Origin of the sequence: Pararobbsia alpina (assembly GCF_902859895.1) — a bacterium.
GTDB lineage: Bacteria > Pseudomonadota > Gammaproteobacteria > Burkholderiales > Burkholderiaceae > Pararobbsia > Pararobbsia alpina.
Window position 1 is genome coordinate 27,000 of record NZ_CADIKM010000027.1, and the last position, 18,539, is coordinate 45,538.

An 18,539-nucleotide genomic window follows, 5' to 3' on the forward strand; every position below is an offset into this window, starting at 1 on the left:
CTTAATCGAGGGCCGAGCCTAAGGGTAGCGGCCTTCGCGTTTCGCTCCTTGCGCTGTTACGGCCGCTTCGCGGAAGCGGATGTCGCACCAGAGGCATCTGGCCGGCCGCGAGCGTCTGACGGCTCGGTGCCTTCATCCAGAGGCCGGTCGGACCTGTGGTCGGCTTCTCGCAGCAGCTCAACAAGTCGTGAGATCGAATGGATGTCGAGCTTCTTCATGATTCGCGCGCGGTAATTTTTGATCATGCGCTCGGAGAGGTTGAGATCCGCAGCCACTTCCTTGTTGAGTTTCCCCGACGCCAGTCCGGCAGCGACAGTCCGTTCACGGTCCGTCAATGTCTCGCACAGTTCGCCGGCTTCGCTTGCACGAACACCGGCCAGCCATCGGAGGCGATCACACTCCAGTGCGCGGGAGACAGCGCCGAGTAACGCTTCCTTTCTGATCGGTTTCGTCAGGAAGTCAAGCGCACCAGCTTTAAGCGCTTGAGCGCACATCGGGACGTCCGCCTGGCCGGACAGAAACACGATCGGGATGAGCGAGTGCCTCTCGACGAGCGCGCTTTGCAGATCGAGACCGCTGGGCCCAGGCATGCGAACATCCAGTAATACGCATCCCTGCAGCTGGGCGATGCTCGAAAGCAGGAAGTGCCCCGCGTCCGCATACGTGCGAACATTGTGCCCTGCTGCGCGAAGTAGGGCAGCCAAGGCACCGCGCATATCGTCGTCGTCATCGACGATATGAACAACTGGAATATACGGCGAGCTCATTTTTCGCTATCTCCTTTGAACGAACGTCCCGTCGCATCCTGCGATGCGCAACGTGGCGCGGATCGTTACTCCGCTGTCTTCGTTGTTGAATGCGGACAGACGGCCGCCGTGCGCCTCGACGATCGAGCGCACGATCGTGAGTCCAAGGCCCATGCCGGCCGGTTTGGTCGTGAAGAAAGAGTCGAACAGATGCCTCTGTGCCTCGTCCGTCAAGCCGTGTCCGGAGTCGGACACTGACAGAGCGATCTCGTCCGGTGCTGCCAGCGAGGTCGAAATGATCAGGCGGCGACTGGGACGCGGTACGCCTTTCATCGCGTCAATGGCGTTGAAGATCACGTTGATCAGGATCTGTTGCAATGCGGATTTGTCACCGGCAACACGTGGCAAGTCGTTTGCGAGTCGTAGCTCAGAGGTGACGCCTGCGTTCGTGGTATTGCTCATCATGAGTTCGGTCGCTTCGCGCACCACGTCATTGAGATGAAGGGGTCTCAACTCGAGTGGCTTGCCGCGCGCGAGCGACCGGACTTTCTGGACCACGTCGCTTGCGCGCGCGCTCGCCCGTTGAATGCTCACTATTACGGCAGCGGCCTCTGATGTTTGCGGTGGCTGTTGTTCCAGCATCATTTGTGCTGCGTCGGCGTTGCTCATGATCGCCCCGAGCGGCTGGTTGATCTCGTGTGCGATGCCTGCTGTCAGTTCGCCGAGCACTGCAAGGCGTGACGCCTGATCGAGTGCACTGCGCTGTTCTGCTGCCGCCTTTTCTGCGCGCCTCGCCCGGCGGCGTTGAAGAAAAAGGGCTGCAATCAACACCGTTTGTGCAATCACGAGGAGCATCACTATGCTGATTTCCAGTCGATAGCGGGCGAGGAGCGGTTCTGGCCTGAACAACACTCTAGTCCCGGCTGGCAATGTCTCCGCATCAATGTCCCAGCGCTTCAGTTGCCGCCAGTCAACGGTCAGCAAAGCGGGTGGAGATGGGATGATGACCTGCGCGCGTTCAGTTGGGGTTTGCAGCTTGTGGAGCGCCAGTTCACCCGCGAGCGTGCCTTGTTCTTCCCACCTGGAAATTGAACCTCCGATGATACCCATTCCCAGATAGGTATCGAAGAAGCTGTAGATTGGTGAACGTGCACGATCGGCGAACAAATGGATAACATCGCGCGGGACGAACGTTGTCCCGCTTGAATCGCGAAACACCGACGAGTAGAGGATGACCGTATTCGGTGGAAGCGCTGCTACCCGCTTCAGCATTCCGTCCAGTGGTGCGTCGGAGATCCAGGTGACGGGCATTGGGCGGGCGCGGCTGCTCAGGGCGCCTTCCACCCTCCGTTTCCAAGCCCGGTCATACGCTGAAGTTCCCGAAATGATCGCTATGCGGTCGGCCCGAGGATTCAATCGCTGCGCAAGATCGATCGTTCCGGATATGTCGAAGGACATCATGACGCCCGAGGTTCGCGAGGAAAGAGTGCGGCCGAATAGCGCGTCGTCGGGAACGCCGCAGAACACGACGGGTATGTCTGACCAGAAGCTGCCCGCCGTGCGCTCCAGAAAATCCAGAGCCGGCTGCCGCAGCGCAATCACGATATCGGGCCTGCGGTCCTTGAATTTCTCGCCAAGGTATTGCGTGACGAGCCTGTCTGACGGATGGGTGCCGGACTCAAGCGTATGCATTGGCTCGGTCACGAATTCGACGGCGTGCCTGGGTTCGCGTGCGAAGACCTCGCGAATGCCGTGATCCTGCGCGACGGCGGAGGGCAGATAAGGATCGCCGCCCTGCATGATCAAAATACGCCACTGAGTCGAGTCAGAAGGGGCGCCAACAGCATACGAGTCGAAACACGTGACCGTACCGACTGCTATAGGCAATACAATTATTAGTGCCCTCGCGCTGCGTATGACTCTCGTGCGCCGCTGCCTGGGGGGCGAACGACACACCCGCGGATTGCCCGACGAGGGAATATTCACCGCACGCCAGAAATCGCGAGGCGTAGTGAGACGGAGTCCGTGAGCATTCGGTGAAGGCAACATGTGAAACTCAGGAAAGGTTGAATTTTCCCCAACAGAAAATTTCAACTGCCTTTCTATCATTCTAGTGTCCTCATAGAATGGGGAAAGCTATTTCTCAGTCTTTTCGCTTTTGTTTCACGGCTTCATGCATGGCGAGGCAATGGCGCACCAGGTTTGGCCTTGACAGCACGTACTGCTTCAGCGGCGTATCGATCCGATAGAAGTAGATATTCGCGACGAACCCGTAGATGCTGGCATCGAGGCTCGCCGACTGCGCGCCAAACACAAAGCCGCGTTCGCCCAGCAGGTCTGCGATGACTTCGAGGTCGCTGATACCCCGCATATAGATCTGCTCGGGCTCGTAGCGGCCGATGCCCTGATAGTAGTACCGCTGGCGGTTGTACTCCCTCGCGGCATCCAGTTCGGCTGGCGCGATTCGCGGATGGGTGGTCAGAAGCGCGTTTCGGAAGGCCGGCCAGAAGCGGTCGTCGCGCCAGCGGGAATAGCTCATCGGCCAGTACAAGTCGTCCAACGTCCGGCGAACCAGCAGGTCGAGGTTCAATTGGCCGGGCGAGAGCCCGTTGTCGATCGACGGCCGGTACTTGCGTTTGATGTGCGCCACGATCGCATCACTATCGCCGATCATGTCGGCACTATCGACGAGGTAGGGTAACTGGCCGCGCGGCGCTTGTGCGGTATCGAGAATGTGCCGGTGCTTGAACGACAGGCGGCACAGTCGAAGAAATGCGAAGACTTTCAATCCGAATGGATTGTTGTCCGCTACACCAAACAGATCCGGATACGAGTAGAGCGTCAGCATGTACTGCCTCCCGATGCGTTCGTGCGACCGAAAACCCGCCAACTGGCTGTATCGCCACGCCGGGCAGGATCTCACGAATTTATGAAGGCACATTGTAATGTCTTCGATGAGGAAAACGAAAGATATATGACAGGTTGACTGCCTCCAATGGTCGACGCAAAAGTTTGTACTGTGATCTCGTCACTGGCGTGGAACTGTTACCTCGCTCAAGTCAACATATCTGCTACGATTTTGAGAGTTTGACTATTGAGGGCGCGCAGGCGACGAGCGCCTTTTTTTGTTGTTCTCGTTATATAGGATAATATATAACGAAGATTGTTTATGCATTGGACTGTGGATTTTGAAAGTGAAAATAATCAAACCGTTTTTCCCGGCGGCTGCTTTAATTCTCTGGGCGGGAGCCAGTTATGCACAAAGCAGCGTGACGCTTTACGGCATCATCGATACTGCGATGATTTACGGGAACAACGAGGGTACGGGGCAACCCGGCGTGGGTCGCCCCGGAATTGAGATGAACAGCGGCGGCATCAGTGGGTCGCGATTTGGCTTTCGCGGAACGGAGGATCTTGGCGGTGGACTCGCCGCTATTTTCGATCTCGAGGACGGTTTTTCCAGCGCCAATGGCAAGTTGAGTAATACAAACGACATCTTCGGGCGGCAGGCGTATGTCGGCTTGCGTTCGACACAATATGGGACTGTCACCCTCGGACGGCGCTACGCTTACATGTCCGAATGGTTGTCGCCGCTGAGCGCCGAGGGGATTGGATGGGGAGGTAATCTTGCCGATCATCCATTCGATAACGACGATATGATTCGGCATCAGAGCGTCAACAATTCGATAAGATTCGATAGCGTTAATTATAATGGTTTGCAAGCGGGAGGCATGTACGGCTTTTCGAACGAAGCGGGCCAATTCTCCAACAATCGAGTCATTAGCCTGGGTACTCGGTACTCGAATGGCCCGGTGTCGTTGGCGGCTGCCTTCGAGCAAGTCGATCGGTCTGCCAGCCCTGCCGATCTGAACACGAGTGGCGCCGAGAGCAGCGACGATTCTGTTATCAATGGCGGTCGGGAACAAATCTGGGGGGCCGGAGGAAAATACAGTTTTGGGGCATCGTCCGTGGGCTTCGTATGGACGCATTCGTCCTTTAATAATGTCACCAGCGCATACGGCGAGGGTGGTACTTTTCCCATTGGCGCTGACAACAATCTTCGGTTCGACAACTTCGAAATCAATGGCCGGTACTTTGTAACTCATGCCTTGAGTCTTGCAGCGTCGTACACGCTGACCGATGGGCATTTCGATTCAGGGACCACGAATCTCAGCCCAAAATGGCACGAGGCCGTCGCTCAGGCCGACTATTCCTTTAGCAAACGCACCGATTTCTATCTGGAAAGCCTCTACCAAGTAGTGACTGGGGGTGGTGGCATGGCGCTATTTAACGCTTCGATGTTCAACGTCCCGCCCTCTGCAAACAATCGGCAGTTGTTGTTGGTCATGGGGATGCGGCATCGATTCTGACGTGCCGCCTGGCGACGGCATTGAGTTTGGCCTGCGAGTAGCTGAATAGCGTGTCAATTCGAGGCGGAATGACACACCGCCTCCACACGATTGCCAGCTGGATCGAAGAGGAACGCCGCATAGTAGTCGCTATGGTAGTGAGGCCGAAGGCCTGGTTCGCCATCCGAACGTCCCCCGGCGGCGAGGCCAGCCGCAAAAAATGCGTCCACTCGTTCGCAGGACACCGCCTTGAAGCACCAATGCCGCTTGTTCACGTCGATGCTGCTGGGGTCCAGATAGACCGCTAGGCACGTCGATTCCGTATTACCCGATGTGCAACGCTCTCCGTAACCGAGCGCATTGGGGCGGTCATAGACCTTCGTAGCCCCCAGCGCCTTCATGATCGAGTCGTAGAACGGCCGCACTGCGTCAAGATTGGGAACGCCAATCGAAACATGATCGAGAAGCTGCATTGATTTTTGCTCCAGTCAGAATTTGGGTGGTGTGATCGTACCTCCCGGCAAGGCGGAGCGCCGCGCAGCGGCGCCCGAGCGTGCTTAGTGGCCTGCGCTCTGGCCGCCGTCGACGTGAAGGATCGCGCCTGTCACGAATGGCGCTGAGTCAAGGTACAGCACGGCGTCCACGATATCGCTCATCTCTCCCATGTGACCGACCGGATGAAGCGCGCCGAGCGCCTCGTGAGTTTCCACTGGGTGCATCGGCGACTTGATGATACCGGGCGCGACAGCGTTCGCGCGAATGCCGCGCTTCGCGTATTCGATCGCAAGGGATTTCGTGGCTGCGTTCAGGCCGCCCTTGGTCAACGAGGCCAGGACCGAAGGCACTCCATCGATCGCGTGGTCGGCCATACTGGTCGTGATGTTGACAACGTGGCCGCTCGAATGCTTCTCCATTTCAGCAATTGCAAGCTGCGTGATATGGAAGAAACCGGTGAGATTCACGCCCGTGATCGCTGCATAGTCTTCATCGGTGTAGTCGGTAAAAGGCTTGGCGATGAAGATGCCGGCGTTGTTGATCAGCGTGTCGATGCGGCCGAAGCGTGCCACACCTTCGGATATCACGCGCCGGGCAGTGGATGGGTCGGCGATATCGCCTGCCACCGTGATGATGTCGTCGTCGTCCGACGGCTTGATGGTCCGTGCCGTTGCGACAACGCGGTAGTCGCGTTTGCGAAGGACCTTGACCAGCTCCGCACCAATGCCTTGCGATGCCCCCGTGACGATGATGACCTTTTGCGATGTGCTCACAATAACCCTCGAACGATTTGACTCGGCTTTCTGCCGATCGGGCAGGTTGCGCCGATGAGGGTCAATGTAGGCGCGTTGTTGCAGAGTTCGAATACCCACCATGGACCAACAGTAATGCGTGGCGGGAACAAATCAGACGCGTGTTCGGTGCGATAGCGAGTGAGCGTGCGCAAGCGCCTCGGCTCTTTCGCGCGATAGACTTCGGAAGCAATCCTGCTGCTAGCGGTCAATGGGTTCTCGCTCCAGTCTTTCCATAAGGAAGTCGACAAAGCTGCGGACGCGCGACGACAGATGACGCGCATGCGGATAGAGCAGCACGAATGGTCGGGAACGACCGCCATAAGGGATGAGCAGTTCCTGAAGCGTTCCTTGCGTGAGGTCTTTCTCGACGATGAATCGATAGGTCTGAAACAAGCCTGCCCCATGGCGCGCCAAGGTCACTCCGGCAAGCACGTCGCCCGATGCCCCGTAACCTCCGCGCGTCACGGCTTCAACCGACTCTCCATCACGCTTGAAGAGCCACGGGAGGTGGCGGCCGCTGCTCGGCAACTCGTACTGGATGCACTCGTGATTGACGAGGTCATCAGGCGTTTCCAGTTTCCCGCCTTTACGCAGATAGGCGGGCGACGCCACGACGACCAACTCCGCATCCTCGAGCTTTCGCGCAATTAGACCGGAGTCTTGCGGTGCGCGCCCCCGAATCGCGAGGTCGAAGCCTTCATCCGCAAAGTCGATGTTGCGATTGCTCAGATGCGCTTCAACGGTGACAGCGGGATAACGCTCGCGAAAGTCTGCAAGCAGCGGTAAAACGCGGTGGTGACCATATGGCGTTGGCATGCTGATGCGCAGCACGCCAGCCGGTGAAGCCTGCTGCCCGGTCGCTTCTCGCTCTGCATCGGCAAGCTGATTCAGCGCTTGTCGGCAGTGTTCGAAGTACCGCCTGCCTTCATCCGTCAGCCTGATCTGCCTCGTTGTCCGCACGAACAGCCTCACACCCAGGCGCTTCTCGAGACGCGCGACTGAACGGCTGACGGCGGCTGGCGTGACGCTTGCGGCAGTCGCAGCGACAGTGAAGCTTCCCGATTCGACCGCAAGGCAAAATAGCTCGATGCTGCCTAAAAGGAGATCGTCAAATTGACGCTGCATGATCCCTCGATGACCTGTCGAATCTTGTAGTTTCGTGGTCCTCGTTGAAGAGCGGGATCCGACTCAGCTCAAAGATGTCGAGCGTGACAGGTTGCGGGAACTCATCTCGCAGCGTGCGCAGAATCGCTGTGCAATACGAGTGACGACGAAGGCTTCCCGGAATACCGATGAGCCGAAGAGAAGCGTGCTTGTCTTTCATTGAGATTCTCTGGCATGAATTGAAGTTTAGGCAAAAAATCCCCTCCCTTGGCCCCACGATATGGAGTGTGGTGATTCCTCACAGGCGATATCTCCGATAAGCAGATAAATTGATGTGGCCCCAATGTATGCGCCAATGAATCGATAGGTGTACTCAATCCGTCTATTTGGCTGTCGCCGCGCGCCGATGCGGCTGGCGTGCGAGACGATCCCATGCGCCTCAGGGACTGACTCCGCCGGGCTCACGCCGGCCCGGTCCCGCCAAACCGCCCGCCGAAACTTTAAAAGTGTAAGGAGTTTCATCTTTGCGTCGGTCCAGTTTTATATGGCTGATGTTAGAAAAGAGAGCTCGGTCGGACATGGGGCGAGACGCAATGCGCGGCGTTCCCCGACCCACTATTCAGCGGAGAATTCGATTCATGGACGAAGAGTCCCGGAAACCAGGCACGAGCCCAAATAGTGCTGAGACGGTGTTCCAACGCGTGACACGTCGATCGTTCTTGGGCCGCGTGGGTGCCGCCGGCATCACGATTGGCGCCGGACAGCTTTCCTCTGTAGCACACGCAGCTTCAGGCGGTGCTGACCAGGGTGAAACACCCGCCGCCGAGCAGAGCGCAGATAGTGCCAACGTACATGTCCGATTGAACGTCAACGGCACCCACCACGAGCTGGATATCGATCCCCGCACGACGCTGCTCGATTGCGTGCGCGATCACCTGCGGCTTACGGGCACAAAGAAGGGCTGCGACCACGGCCAGTGCGGCGCCTGCACGGTCCATGTCGACGGCAGGCGTGTGAATTCCTGCCTGAGCCTTGCCGCCACCCACGAGGGCGAGGCCATCACGACCATCGAAGGCGTTGGACAGCCGGGCCATCTGCATCCGATGCAGGCCGCCTTCGTCGAACACGACGGTTTCCAGTGCGGGTACTGCACGTCCGGCCAGATCATGTCGGCTGTCGCGCTGCTCAACGAGCCCTACGGTCATAGTGACGAGGAGGTCAAGGAAGCCATGAGCGGAAATATCTGCAGGTGTGGCGCCTATTCGAACATCGTCTCCGCGATCCAGCAAGTTCGCCGGAAAGACTAAGCAGAGCATACGAATGGAACTCTTTCAACTCAAGCGCGCGTCCAGCGTCGCGCAGGCACTCGATATCGCGGAGACTGACGCCGGCAGCCAGCAAAGTGGCGCGTCGATGCGCTTTCTGGCCGGCGGCACAACACTGCTCGACTTGATGAAGCTCGACGTCGAGCGACCGACGCAGATCATCGACATCCATCGCCTGCCGCTCGCTCAGGTCGAAGCAATCGACGGTGGCGGCGTCACGATCGGCGCGACGGTACGCAATTCCGATCTCGCGAATCATCCGCTGATCAAGACGCACTATCCTGTCCTGTCCGAGGCCTTGCTTTCCGGTGCGTCGGCCCAGTTGCGCAACATGGCGACGACCGGCGGCAACCTGTTGCAGCGCACACGCTGCGTCTACTTTCGCGATGCCGCCACGCCGTGCAATAAGCGTGAGCCTGGCACGGGTTGCTCTGCAATCGATGGGTTCAATCGAAACCTCGCCATTCTGGGGACCAGCGATCACTGTATCGCGACGAACCCTTCGGACATGAGTGTCGCGATGACCGCGCTCGAGGCCACGATCCATGTCGAAAGCAAGCAGGGCAAGCGAAGCATTGCGATCGACGACTTCTTCCTGTTGCCCGGGGCCACGCCGCACCGTGAAACCACCCTCAAACCCGGTGAGCTGATCACCCAGGTGACGCTCCCTGCGCCGGCACCTGGCAGTCGCGGCGTCTATCTGAAACTGCGCGATCGCGCATCGTATGAATTTGCGTTGGCGTCGGCAGCGGTCGTCATGACCGTATCGTCGGGCAAGATTGCCCACATCCGGATCGCACTAGGCGGTGTCGGCGTCAAGCCCTGGCGCTCGCGCGAGGCCGAAGCCGCGTTGCTCGACCGCGCGCCTGAGCCCACGGCGTTCCAGGCGGCGGCCGAGGCCGCGCTCCAGTCAGCCCGCCCCCAAAGCCAGAACGGCTTCAAGGTCGAACTTGCTAAACGCTGCATCCAGCAAGCACTCAAGCTGGCCACACAGACTGCCTGACCCAATGGTCGTGACGCGGAGAGAACGTGCAATTAGTTAGCAATAAAACGCAGCCGGTCATTGGCGGCGACTTTACCCGAATTGATGGACCGCTCAAGGTCAGCGGTGCGGCGACGTACACATCGGATTTCAACTTTCCAGGGATGCTTTACGCCGTACCGGTTTGCGCGACGATCGCCAAAGGGCGCATCGATCAACTGGAAACGGCCGCTGCCTCGAAGATGCCAGGGGTCCGGGCTGTCTTCACACGCGAGAACATCGGAAAGTTCTTTCGCATCGGCTTCGGACCCAGAATCGACGAAAGACGCCCGCCGCTCGACGACGACATCATTTCGTACTATGGCCAGTACATTGCAGTCGTCGTGGCCGATACGTTTGAGCAGGCAACTGCCGCGTCCAGTGCGGTGAAGGCGCGGTATGCGCAGAGTCAACCTGATGTAAGGACCCAGATGTCGGCAGACGGGACGCCGTCCGTCGACACGCAGCGCGGCGACGCGCAGGCCGCATTCGCGGCCGCCTCTGATGCATTGAAGCTGGACCAGGTCTACACGACGCCGATCGAAACGCACAATCCCATCGAACTGCATGCCACGGTGGCGGTATTCGATGGCACGAGTTACACGCTCTACGAAACGACGCAGTCGATTGTCTACCAGCGGCAGATGATGGCGCAGATGCTCGGCGTGCCGGAAGACCAGGTGCGCGTCATCATGAAGTATCTAGGCTCGGGATTCGGCGGCAAGCTGTTTCCGTGGTCCCACTCGCTACTCACTGCCGCCGCGGCACGCAATCTTCGGCGGCCCGTCAAGCTGGTGCTGACGCGCGAGATGATGTTCCAGAACGTGGGCCACCGTCCGAACACGGAGCAGCGCATACGCTTGTCGGCAACACCCGATGGACGTTTGACATCGCTGCAGCAGCACTACGTCCATCAAACAGCCCGCCTGGATACACGCAAAGAGAATTGTGGCGAGGCGACCGGCTATCTCTACAGCTCACCGAACCTGCAAGTGACTGCCGCCTATGCGCGCCGGGACATCGCGCCCAGCACGTCCATGCGCGGCCCGGGCGCCGTCCCTGGCTTGTTCGCAGTCGAATCGGCCGTCGACGAACTCGCCATCAAGCTCAATATCGATCCCGTCCAGCTACGCCTGGTCAATGAGCCGGCGATCGACGAAAGCCTGAATGTGCCGTTTTCCTCCCGGCACCTCAAGGAGTGTCTGACGCGCGGCGCGGCCCAATTCGGCTGGGCGGCACGCAAGACGCCGGTCGGGTCGATGCGTCGTGACGGCATGGTGATCGGCTGGGGAGTCGCAGCGGGGTCGTGGCAAGCGCAGCGATCCGCGGCGGAAGTCATCGTTGAACTGCATGCCGACGCAACGGCGCGCGTGTTGACAGCGACTCAGGACATTGGGACGGGGACGTACACCGTACTCGCTCAGATGGTGGCCAATGTGACCGGGATCGCGCTCGACAAAATCTCGGTGGTAATCGGTGACACACGCTTGCCTCCCGGCCCGATGTCCGGGGGCTCGAGGGCTACGGCGTCGCTGGTTCCGGCCGTGATGCAGGCGGCGCAGGCGGCGGTCCAGCACCTTTTGCTCACTGCAGCCGAAGCAGGTAGCTCACCCTTCAACGGGCAGAAGGCCGATGCGCTGGGTTTTGAGCAAGGGATGGTCTATCGGAAAGGAACCTCGCCGGGAGCTGGGGTGCCCTTCGAGCGGATTCTGGCGCCGGCAGGGGTCAACACCGTTGTGGGACGGGGGCGGTCCGGCCCGAACCAGGACGATCCTGACGCGAAGCACGTGTCGGTGCACTCGTACTGCGCGCATTTTGTCGAGGTGACATGGCAGCCTGAAACAGCGCGGTTGCGAGTCAGCCGCGTGGTCAGCGTGATCGATGGGGGCAAGATCATCAATGCCCGTACGGCTCGCAACCAGATTGAAGGTGCCGTCGTGATGGGTGTCGGCATGGCGCTGTTCGAAGAGACGAACTACGACAGCCGTAGCGGCGCCCCGATCAACCGCAGCCTCGCCGACTATGTCATGACCACGCATGCCGATGCACCGAAGATCGATGTCACGTTCCTCGACTATCCGGATCTTGCGTTGAACCCCCTCGGCGCGCGCGGGGTCGGGGAGATTGGAATCGCGGGCATCGCGCCAGCGATTGCGAATGCTGTTTATCATGCGACGGGCGTGCGCGTGCGCAATCTTCCGGTTCGACTCGAGGACCTGTTGACGGCTCAAGTGTCCTTGTAGGCGTCGCAGGCCCCTTCATTTTCGAACGGGCCCGGATGGCGGCTCAGGCCCGCGGACAGCGGACGCTCGGGGTCCCGAGCGGAACCGCTACGCGGGCCGTAGCCGTTGAGGGGAAACAGTTACGCCGGGCACTCCGATGTTCTTCATGAAACTGATCGCGTAGAACGCCCAATTGCCGGCGTTGGTCAATGCATTCGTAGGAATTTCATGGTGGATAATAGTTGTATCCGAATGGTCGATGTCGAACCGGAGTGTGGCGTGTAACGCCCAACGCAAACACCGCGAACCGGGTCGGGAACGAATTATGCTGTGCGGAAGGCTAATTTTCCCTAAGAACTGGGGCAATTTTGACGTCATCCTCACAGGGGCACCGCGCTTGCACGCTGCGCCACGTGGTGCTTCGATTCCGGAGCGCAGGCCTCGTCGCCAGTCTCATGGCGGCCATTGCACCCGCGGCGCGCGGCCAGACGCCATCGCCGCTGGCTGAATGGCAGTACTCGGCGGGGATTCCACTCGAAAGGCTCTATCGAGGTAGTGAATCGGATTGGCAAGTACGCGTCGGGGCAGGGGCCACATTCCAACCGCGCTACACCGGCTCCGACCGGTACCATACTCTCGTGGGTCCAAGCTTCGACATTCGGTACAAGGAATTGGCTTTCCTTTCAACGGGCGAGGGTCTCGGCGTTAACGTGTTGCAGGGTAGCAACTGGCGCGTGAGCATTTCGGCGGTCTACGATCTTGGCCGTCGCGGAAAAGACGATCCGTCGCGTCTCAACGGACTGGGGAACATCAACCCAGCGCCCGAAATGAAACTCGCAGCCGAGTATGTGATTTCGAAGGACTACCCGATCGTCTTCCGCGTGGCCGCGATTCGCAGCTTCGGCGGTTCGAATGGCTGGATCCTCGACATTGGCACCTATATGCCCATGCCGGCGAGTTCTGAACGCTTCTTCTGGTTTGCGGGTCCATCGGTGAGCTTCGCGGACTCGAACTATATGAACAGCTGGTTCGGCGTCAATGGCCAGCAGGCGGCGGCGTCGCAGTACCGACCCTTCGATGCCCACGCGGGCCTGGCGTCGGCAGGTTTCGGCATCACCATGATCTGGTTCATCAACAAGCATTGGTTCGTCACCGCAGACGGTGCCCTGAAGCGCTTGCTGGGGAGCGGCGCGGACAGCCCGATTCCGGGATCGAAGACGAATGGCGTGACCGATGTGTCAATCAACTACCAGTTCTGAGCGCGCAGATTCGCCAACCGATGATCGAGATGGACATCGCTGGCATTCATGAACAATATCGACATTCGCTAATCTCTCTGGCGGCACGCGGCGTTAGAACCGGTACCGCGAGCCGGGGCAATGAAGGAGAACGATCGTGCATGACGATATGTCAGACGCGCGTGAAGAGATGATCGAGCGCCAACTGATCGCACGCGGCATCGTGGAGCCACGCATCATCGACGCCATGCGGCGCGTGCCGCGCGAGGCATTCCTGCGTTGGGGTTTGCGCGAATTCGCCTATGCGGATGAGTCGCTTCCGATCGAGGCCGAGCAGACCATCTCCCAGCCGTTCATCGTCGCGCTGATGCTGGCCATCGCCCAGCTCGGGCCCAATGACCACGTGCTGGAAATCGGCACCGGTTCGGGCTATGCGGCCGCCGTGCTTGCGGAGGTGGTTGCAGTGGTCGATACGATCGAGCGTCTGCCACAACTGGCTGCCAGCGCCTACAACCGGCTGACTTCACTTGGCTATGACAACGTGAGCGTCCATGTGGGGGATGGCACCCTCGGGCTGCCAGCACGTGGGCCATTCGACGCAATCCTGGTGACCGCGTCCGGCCCGGTCGTGCCGCCCGCATTGTGTGCGCAGCTCAAGGTGGGGGGCCGGCTCGTGATGCCGGTGGGCCCGAATACGGAGCGCCAGCGGCTGTGCCGGCTGGTTCGCTACGGCGACAGGACTTACTACCAGGAAATGCTCAACTTCGTACGTTTCGTGCCGCTCATTGGCGCGCAGGGCTGGGGTGGTATTACCGAAGAATAGTGCTGGCAAGGCTATTGGACTTAGGTCCAATAGCCTGACAACGAATTGACAACTAGACTTGACTCGCCTTAATCCATGCTTCTTCGTTGGAGACAATGGGAATCCAGCATGCGTGGCGCTTTTGCGGTGCATTCCAAAGGAGACATCAATGAGGAACAGAGACTTTCTGATCATCGCCGCACTGGTGGCCATATCAAATACAGCATGGGCACAGCCGAAAACCAGCGTGGAAGTCACGAAGGCGCCTGGTCAGGCCACCATCACGGGAACCACCACGGTAACCGCCACGGTACAGGAAATCGATGCCGCGACGAGGACCGTCCTGCTCAAAGGCACTGACGGGAAGGTCGTTGAAGTGGTCGTCGGCGACGAGGCGCGCAATTTTGATCAGCTCAAGGTCGGCGACGTCGTCAAAACCGTTTACCGGGAAGCACTCAGTCTTAGCCTCAAGAAAGACGGAAACGGTATTCGATCTGCCGAAGACACTCCGACGATGGAGCGCGCGCCAGCTGGCGGCAAGCCCGGCGGCACCGTGGGCAGGCAAGTGAAAATCATGACCGACGTCATCGCAGTCAATTCAAAAAGCAAGACCGTCACCCTGAAAGGTCCCAAGGGCAACACGGTAGACCTGAAGGTGGAGGATCCCGCTCAGTTGGCAAACATCAAGAAGGGTGATCAGGTCGAGGCTGTGTACAGCGAAGCCCTCGCCATTTCCGTGGAGCCGGCAGTGACGAAGTAAGTGCCTCGCTAGCCGCCTCCACCGGAGGTGGCCGCCCTATGGGCCAACTTGCATCGGTTTGGCGACTCCGAATTTCGCTTGCGGCAGCGTAAGGAGTCCGAAGACGCTATTCTTGCAAAGAGTCCGATAGTGTCCACGAACCAGAACTACAAGGCTCGCACTGCTTCGGTCTCGGCGCTTATCAACGGCGCTTCCCTCGTCTTGTCTCCGCCCGCAAGCGCACAGGAATTCTCGCTGATGGCCGGCCCGCTCATAAGTGGCAGCGCAAACACCTATTCGTGGGCCGCCAGCTATCGCGAGGGCCTCGGGCGCTACGCCGCATGGAGCTTTTCCTGGGTCAACGAAGGTCACATTCCGGAGCATCATCGCGACGGCCAAACTGTCCAGGCCTGGGGGCGCCTGCCATTGTGGAACGATCGGCTGGAGTTATCGGCGGGTACGGGGCCGTATCGATACTTCGATACAACGGTAGCGCAATCCGGGGGCAGCTATTCGAATACGCACGGCTGGGGTCTGTTGTGGAGCCTGCGCGTCGCATACTATTTCGATAGCCGCTGGATTGCCCAGGCCCAGCTGAATCACGTCCAGGCGTTTGGTGGTCCCGACTCGACCGCACTGCTGTTCGGCATCGCTTATCAACTCGAAGACAAAGGCGAGCCCGGTCCACGGGAGCGCCCGATACCACGGACATCAAAGGTGACGAACAACGAAATCACCGTGATGCTCGGCAAGACGATCCTGAATAGCGACAACTCCGAGTCCGCCAATGCCGGAAGTCTCGAATACCGGCGCGGCTTGTGGCGCTACGTTGACGCGACCGCCTCATACATTCATGAAGGGGGGCACACCCAGTCGCGCCGCGACGGTTTGGCGGCGCAGCTTTGGGCCACCCGCGCTTTCTTCGACGACAAGCTCACGCTGTCGGTCGGCGCCGGGCCTTACGTTGCCATTACCCAAAACGATGACCTTCCGCTGGACCGTACCGGTGACGGCCGCCTCTCGGCGCTTGTTGCCGTATCAGCAAGTTATCGGCTCGGTCAGCACTGGCTCACGCGCATCACATGGAATCGCGTAGTCACGCGCTACAACCGCGACACGGATCTGATCGAAGCGGGGGTCGGGTGGCGCTTTTGATGCAGATCAGTAACGCGGATAGGGCGCGTACATGATCACTGGCGGCGGTGCGACGTACCGCGGCGGCGGCGCGACATAGACCGGCTGCGGCGCGTAGCCCGCCATCGGCGGCTGCGAAATCGTGTTGCCTTTTGAGGTCATGCACTGCGCGTAGGCGGCGTCATATCGGGCCTGCATGCCCATGGCCGAAGCCTGCGCGCCATTCGCACCGGCGGAGCTGCCAACGAGCAGTCCGCCGCCCGCACCGATCGCGGCGCCTGCAGCGGGGTTGCCGGTGGCCGCACCGATGAGCGCGCCGACCGCGGCGCCTCCGATCGTGCCCAAGGCCGCACTATTCACACCGTTCGCGGTAGCGCTTTGCGCGGCGCCGGATGCGTCGGTGGAGTGGAATGCGTAGTCACGGCAAGTGTAGTCGTCTTGCTGGAACTGATTGAGCGGCTCGCCGCTGCGCGGTAACGCAACCACACTTGGACCGCTCGGCGGCACGACGGCACAGCCGCCTAATGCGAGCGCGACGACGATGCTGACCGGAATTGCTACGCGGATCGGTTTCATTCTGGAAATCATAGTGGTTCAGGGGGAGTGACGTTCGAACCAATACGTTAGGCCAATCGATGCACTATGTGGTTACTGGATGGTTACCGGAAATTTTCTGTTTACATTCTTTGCGGCGACGCGGGTGCTCAGAGCGGCATGAACGCGTAACCTTCTTGCTGCAGGGTTGTCAGGGTGGTCAGTGCGGACAGCGAAAGCGTGACTCTGGGGTCGATCCAGTCATACTCGAAATGGTGTTCTGCCATGGCCTGGCCACACACCGCGATCGTGATGCCGTCCTTCTTGAGTTCCGCAATCAAGGGCAGATTGGGGTTGGGCACCCCGAACTGTGCGCGATAGTGCGCGTCGTCGAGCGCGAGCGACGTGGCCGAGCCAGAGGCGACCGCGACGAATTTGAGCTTGCTCAATGGCACGCCCGATGCCACGTAGAGATTCACCGCGCGCGCAACGTGATCCAGCGCCGGACTCACCTCATCGGGTTTTTTGCCCCCCTGCGTCAATGAGAAGACCACCTTGTAGGTGTGACCCGGCTTCGGCTTGAAGGCGCCATTCGGAAGAAAGTGAATCTTGCCGTAATCGTGAACCGTCGGTGTGGTCCAGAAGTCGGGTGAATCCATCGTGCCTGCGTGGGCGGCCAAGGAAACGGCGGCGAGCGCGGCGGTAGCTAGGAGGGTCTTGGCTTTGTACATGGTTGATTGCGTTCTCACTAAAGTCGCGCAAGGGTTGGAGATGCACGCAATCTACTGCAGCAACATCACACGGGAGGCGGATCGTGATGCAATTACGGAATCCGCTCTGACCATACCAAGGGGTAGGTAACCCAAAAGTGACGAGTTCATTACATAATTGCAATGAAGTTCCGCAACCCGACGCGGTTATGCTGGTCGTCGTTGGCGTCGTCAATCGCTCGCAGCACCGGTACAAAGCACCAACCCGCATAAAGAGGCAATAAGTATGAGTGTCACGATCTATCACAATCCCAATTGCGGTACGTCGCGCAATACGCTGGCGATGATCCGCAATGCCGGTATCGAGCCGGTCATCATCGAATATCTGAAAACCCCGCCGAGCCGCAAGGAGCTGAAAGAACTGATCGCTCGCGCTGGCCTGACGGTGCGTGCCGTGCTGCGCGAAAAGGGCACGCCATACGCCGAACTTGGCCTTGGTGATGCGTCATTGACCGATGAACAATTGCTCGACGCCATGCAGGAACATCCGATCCTTATCAATCGCCCGCTCGTCGTGACGTCACTTGGCGTTCGACTGTGCCGGCCCTCTGAGCTTGTTCTCGACATTCTGCCCACAGCGCAAAAGGGTGCGTTTGCAAAAGAGGACGGAGAGCCTGTCATCGATAGCGAAGGACGGAGGGTTCGCAAGTGACGGTATACGTTCAAGCTGCTGGTGCGTGACCGCTTGGATTGTGTGACCGATCGCTCCAGCGAGCGCAAGCAAGCGCAATCGGGCAGCACCACTTGTAGTACGGCACATCTGAGCCCGCGGCAGTTCAGCCGGGTTTTCACCCTCGAGACGGGACAATCGCCCGCCAAGGCGATCGAAGGGCTTCGGCTCGAAGCCGCGCGACTGATGATCGAGAAGAGCCGGCACTCGCTGGAAGCAATCGCAAAGGAGACGGGGTTTCGCGATCGCCGGCACATGCGCGAAGCGTTCATGCGCGGGTTTGGCTTACCGCCGCAGGAGGTGCGGCATGAGGCTCGCACCGGCAATCAGATCGGTGTTTAGGTGAGTCGACCGTCCAAAATGGATTACGGACTCAACCGGTGGATGAAACAGACTGGTGAAATTGTTTAGTGTTGAAATTGTCTAGCAGTGACGTTCATCTCTGACTTCCACGTACCTCTGCTCTTCGTCTGCGCTAACGGATCCCCATAGGACAACCATCGATTTATCGATAGATCAAGATCGGAGTGTGAATTAAGTTCCAAATAGTGGCTTATTTTTCCCGCTTCGTTGACACAGACGTGCTGCCCCCCGAT

The 18,539-nt window shown here is 59.3% G+C and carries 18 protein-coding genes and 1 pseudogene; 10 read left to right on the forward strand and 9 right to left on the reverse strand.

Translation table 11 applies throughout. The features are described from left to right. Positions 1 to 56 precede the first annotated feature (56 nt). From HV670_RS21145 to HV670_RS21155, 3 genes are all read right to left on the reverse strand, one after another. Positions 57 to 767 carry a response regulator transcription factor gene (locus tag HV670_RS21145; protein ID WP_217478483.1) on the reverse strand — a complete coding sequence of 237 codons (711 nt, stop codon included), beginning with the start codon at positions 765 to 767 and terminating at the stop codon, positions 57 to 59. A gap of 6 nt (positions 768 to 773) precedes the next feature. Continuing rightward, complete coding sequence (locus tag HV670_RS21150) at positions 774 to 2,546, reverse strand: sensor histidine kinase (protein WP_175106831.1); 1,773 nt, start codon at positions 2,544 to 2,546, stop codon at positions 774 to 776. 343 nt (positions 2,547 to 2,889) lie between these two features. After that, positions 2,890 to 3,594, reverse strand: coding sequence for a glutathione S-transferase C-terminal domain-containing protein (locus tag HV670_RS21155; protein WP_175106832.1), 705 nt, complete (start codon positions 3,592 to 3,594; stop codon positions 2,890 to 2,892). Between the two features lie 346 nt (positions 3,595 to 3,940). On the opposite strand from HV670_RS21155, the gene HV670_RS21160 reads away from it, so the two are divergent. Next, complete coding sequence (locus HV670_RS21160) at positions 3,941 to 5,116, forward strand: porin (RefSeq protein WP_175106833.1); 1,176 nt, start codon at positions 3,941 to 3,943, stop codon at positions 5,114 to 5,116. Positions 5,117 to 5,169: 53 nt separating this feature from the next. Here HV670_RS21160 and HV670_RS21165 read toward each other — a convergent pair whose 3' ends face one another. The 4 genes from HV670_RS21165 to HV670_RS32285 all read right to left on the reverse strand — a co-directional run bounded on the left by HV670_RS21165 (position 5,170) and on the right by HV670_RS32285 (position 7,708). Further along, entirely contained in the window at positions 5,170 to 5,568 is a 399-nt protein-coding gene (locus HV670_RS21165) for a VOC family protein (protein ID WP_175106834.1), read from the reverse strand. An 84-nt stretch (positions 5,569 to 5,652) separates the two neighbouring features. Continuing rightward, on the reverse strand, positions 5,653 to 6,363 hold the full coding sequence (locus tag HV670_RS21170; RefSeq protein ID WP_175106835.1) for an SDR family NAD(P)-dependent oxidoreductase: 711 nt from the start codon (positions 6,361 to 6,363) through the stop codon (positions 5,653 to 5,655). A gap of 219 nt (positions 6,364 to 6,582) precedes the next feature. Beyond that, the gene (locus HV670_RS21175; RefSeq protein ID WP_175106836.1) at positions 6,583 to 7,509 is read right to left on the reverse strand and encodes a LysR family transcriptional regulator; all 927 of its coding nucleotides are present in this window, start codon (positions 7,507 to 7,509) and stop codon (positions 6,583 to 6,585) included. Beyond that, positions 7,493 to 7,708, reverse strand: a complete 216-nt coding sequence (locus tag HV670_RS32285) for an NADPH-dependent FMN reductase (protein WP_425511448.1) — start codon at positions 7,706 to 7,708, stop codon at positions 7,493 to 7,495. The genes HV670_RS21175 and HV670_RS32285 overlap by 17 nt, the downstream gene beginning before the upstream one ends. Positions 7,709 to 8,126: 418 nt before the next feature. Between HV670_RS32285 and HV670_RS21180 the strand changes: the two genes are divergently transcribed. From HV670_RS21180 to HV670_RS21210, 7 genes are all read left to right on the forward strand, one after another. Further along, positions 8,127 to 8,795 (forward strand): (2Fe-2S)-binding protein, encoded by a 669-nt coding sequence (locus HV670_RS21180; protein WP_175106837.1) that lies wholly within the window; start codon positions 8,127 to 8,129, stop codon positions 8,793 to 8,795. Between the two features lie 13 nt (positions 8,796 to 8,808). Continuing rightward, positions 8,809 to 9,816, forward strand: coding sequence for an FAD binding domain-containing protein (locus HV670_RS21185; RefSeq protein WP_175106838.1), 1,008 nt, complete (start codon positions 8,809 to 8,811; stop codon positions 9,814 to 9,816). 26 nt (positions 9,817 to 9,842) lie between these two features. Then, complete coding sequence (locus tag HV670_RS21190; protein WP_175106839.1) at positions 9,843 to 12,077, forward strand: xanthine dehydrogenase family protein molybdopterin-binding subunit; 2,235 nt, start codon at positions 9,843 to 9,845, stop codon at positions 12,075 to 12,077. Between the two features lie 434 nt (positions 12,078 to 12,511). Next, positions 12,512 to 13,315 (forward strand): MipA/OmpV family protein, encoded by an 804-nt coding sequence (locus tag HV670_RS21195; protein ID WP_175106840.1) that lies wholly within the window; start codon positions 12,512 to 12,514, stop codon positions 13,313 to 13,315. Positions 13,316 to 13,451: 136 nt separating this feature from the next. Further along, positions 13,452 to 14,117 (forward strand): protein-L-isoaspartate(D-aspartate) O-methyltransferase, encoded by a 666-nt coding sequence (locus HV670_RS21200; RefSeq protein WP_217478484.1) that lies wholly within the window; start codon positions 13,452 to 13,454, stop codon positions 14,115 to 14,117. Between the two features lie 148 nt (positions 14,118 to 14,265). Then, on the forward strand, positions 14,266 to 14,856 hold the full coding sequence (locus tag HV670_RS21205) for a hypothetical protein (RefSeq protein ID WP_175106841.1): 591 nt from the start codon (positions 14,266 to 14,268) through the stop codon (positions 14,854 to 14,856). 180 nt (positions 14,857 to 15,036) lie between these two features. Then, entirely contained in the window at positions 15,037 to 15,990 is a 954-nt protein-coding gene (locus HV670_RS21210) for a hypothetical protein (RefSeq protein WP_425511450.1), read from the forward strand. 6 nt (positions 15,991 to 15,996) lie between these two features. Here HV670_RS21210 and HV670_RS21215 read toward each other — a convergent pair whose 3' ends face one another. Together HV670_RS21215 and HV670_RS21220 are read right to left on the reverse strand one after the other, a co-directional pair. Continuing rightward, a complete protein-coding gene (locus tag HV670_RS21215; RefSeq protein WP_175106843.1) occupies positions 15,997 to 16,557 on the reverse strand; it encodes a YMGG-like glycine zipper-containing protein in 561 nt (186 codons plus the stop codon). 116 nt (positions 16,558 to 16,673) lie between these two features. After that, a complete protein-coding gene (locus HV670_RS21220; RefSeq protein WP_175106844.1) occupies positions 16,674 to 17,234 on the reverse strand; it encodes a DsrE family protein in 561 nt (186 codons plus the stop codon). Positions 17,235 to 17,499: 265 nt separating this feature from the next. Between HV670_RS21220 and arsC the strand changes: the two genes are divergently transcribed. Together arsC and HV670_RS21230 are read left to right on the forward strand one after the other, a co-directional pair. Beyond that, positions 17,500 to 17,925, forward strand: coding sequence for an arsenate reductase (glutaredoxin) (gene arsC / locus HV670_RS21225; RefSeq protein WP_175106845.1), 426 nt, complete (start codon positions 17,500 to 17,502; stop codon positions 17,923 to 17,925). A 102-nt stretch (positions 17,926 to 18,027) separates the two neighbouring features. Further along, a pseudogene (locus HV670_RS21230) lies at positions 18,028 to 18,285 on the forward strand (helix-turn-helix domain-containing protein); the annotation flags it as partial. Between the last annotated feature and the right edge of the window lie 254 nt (positions 18,286 to 18,539).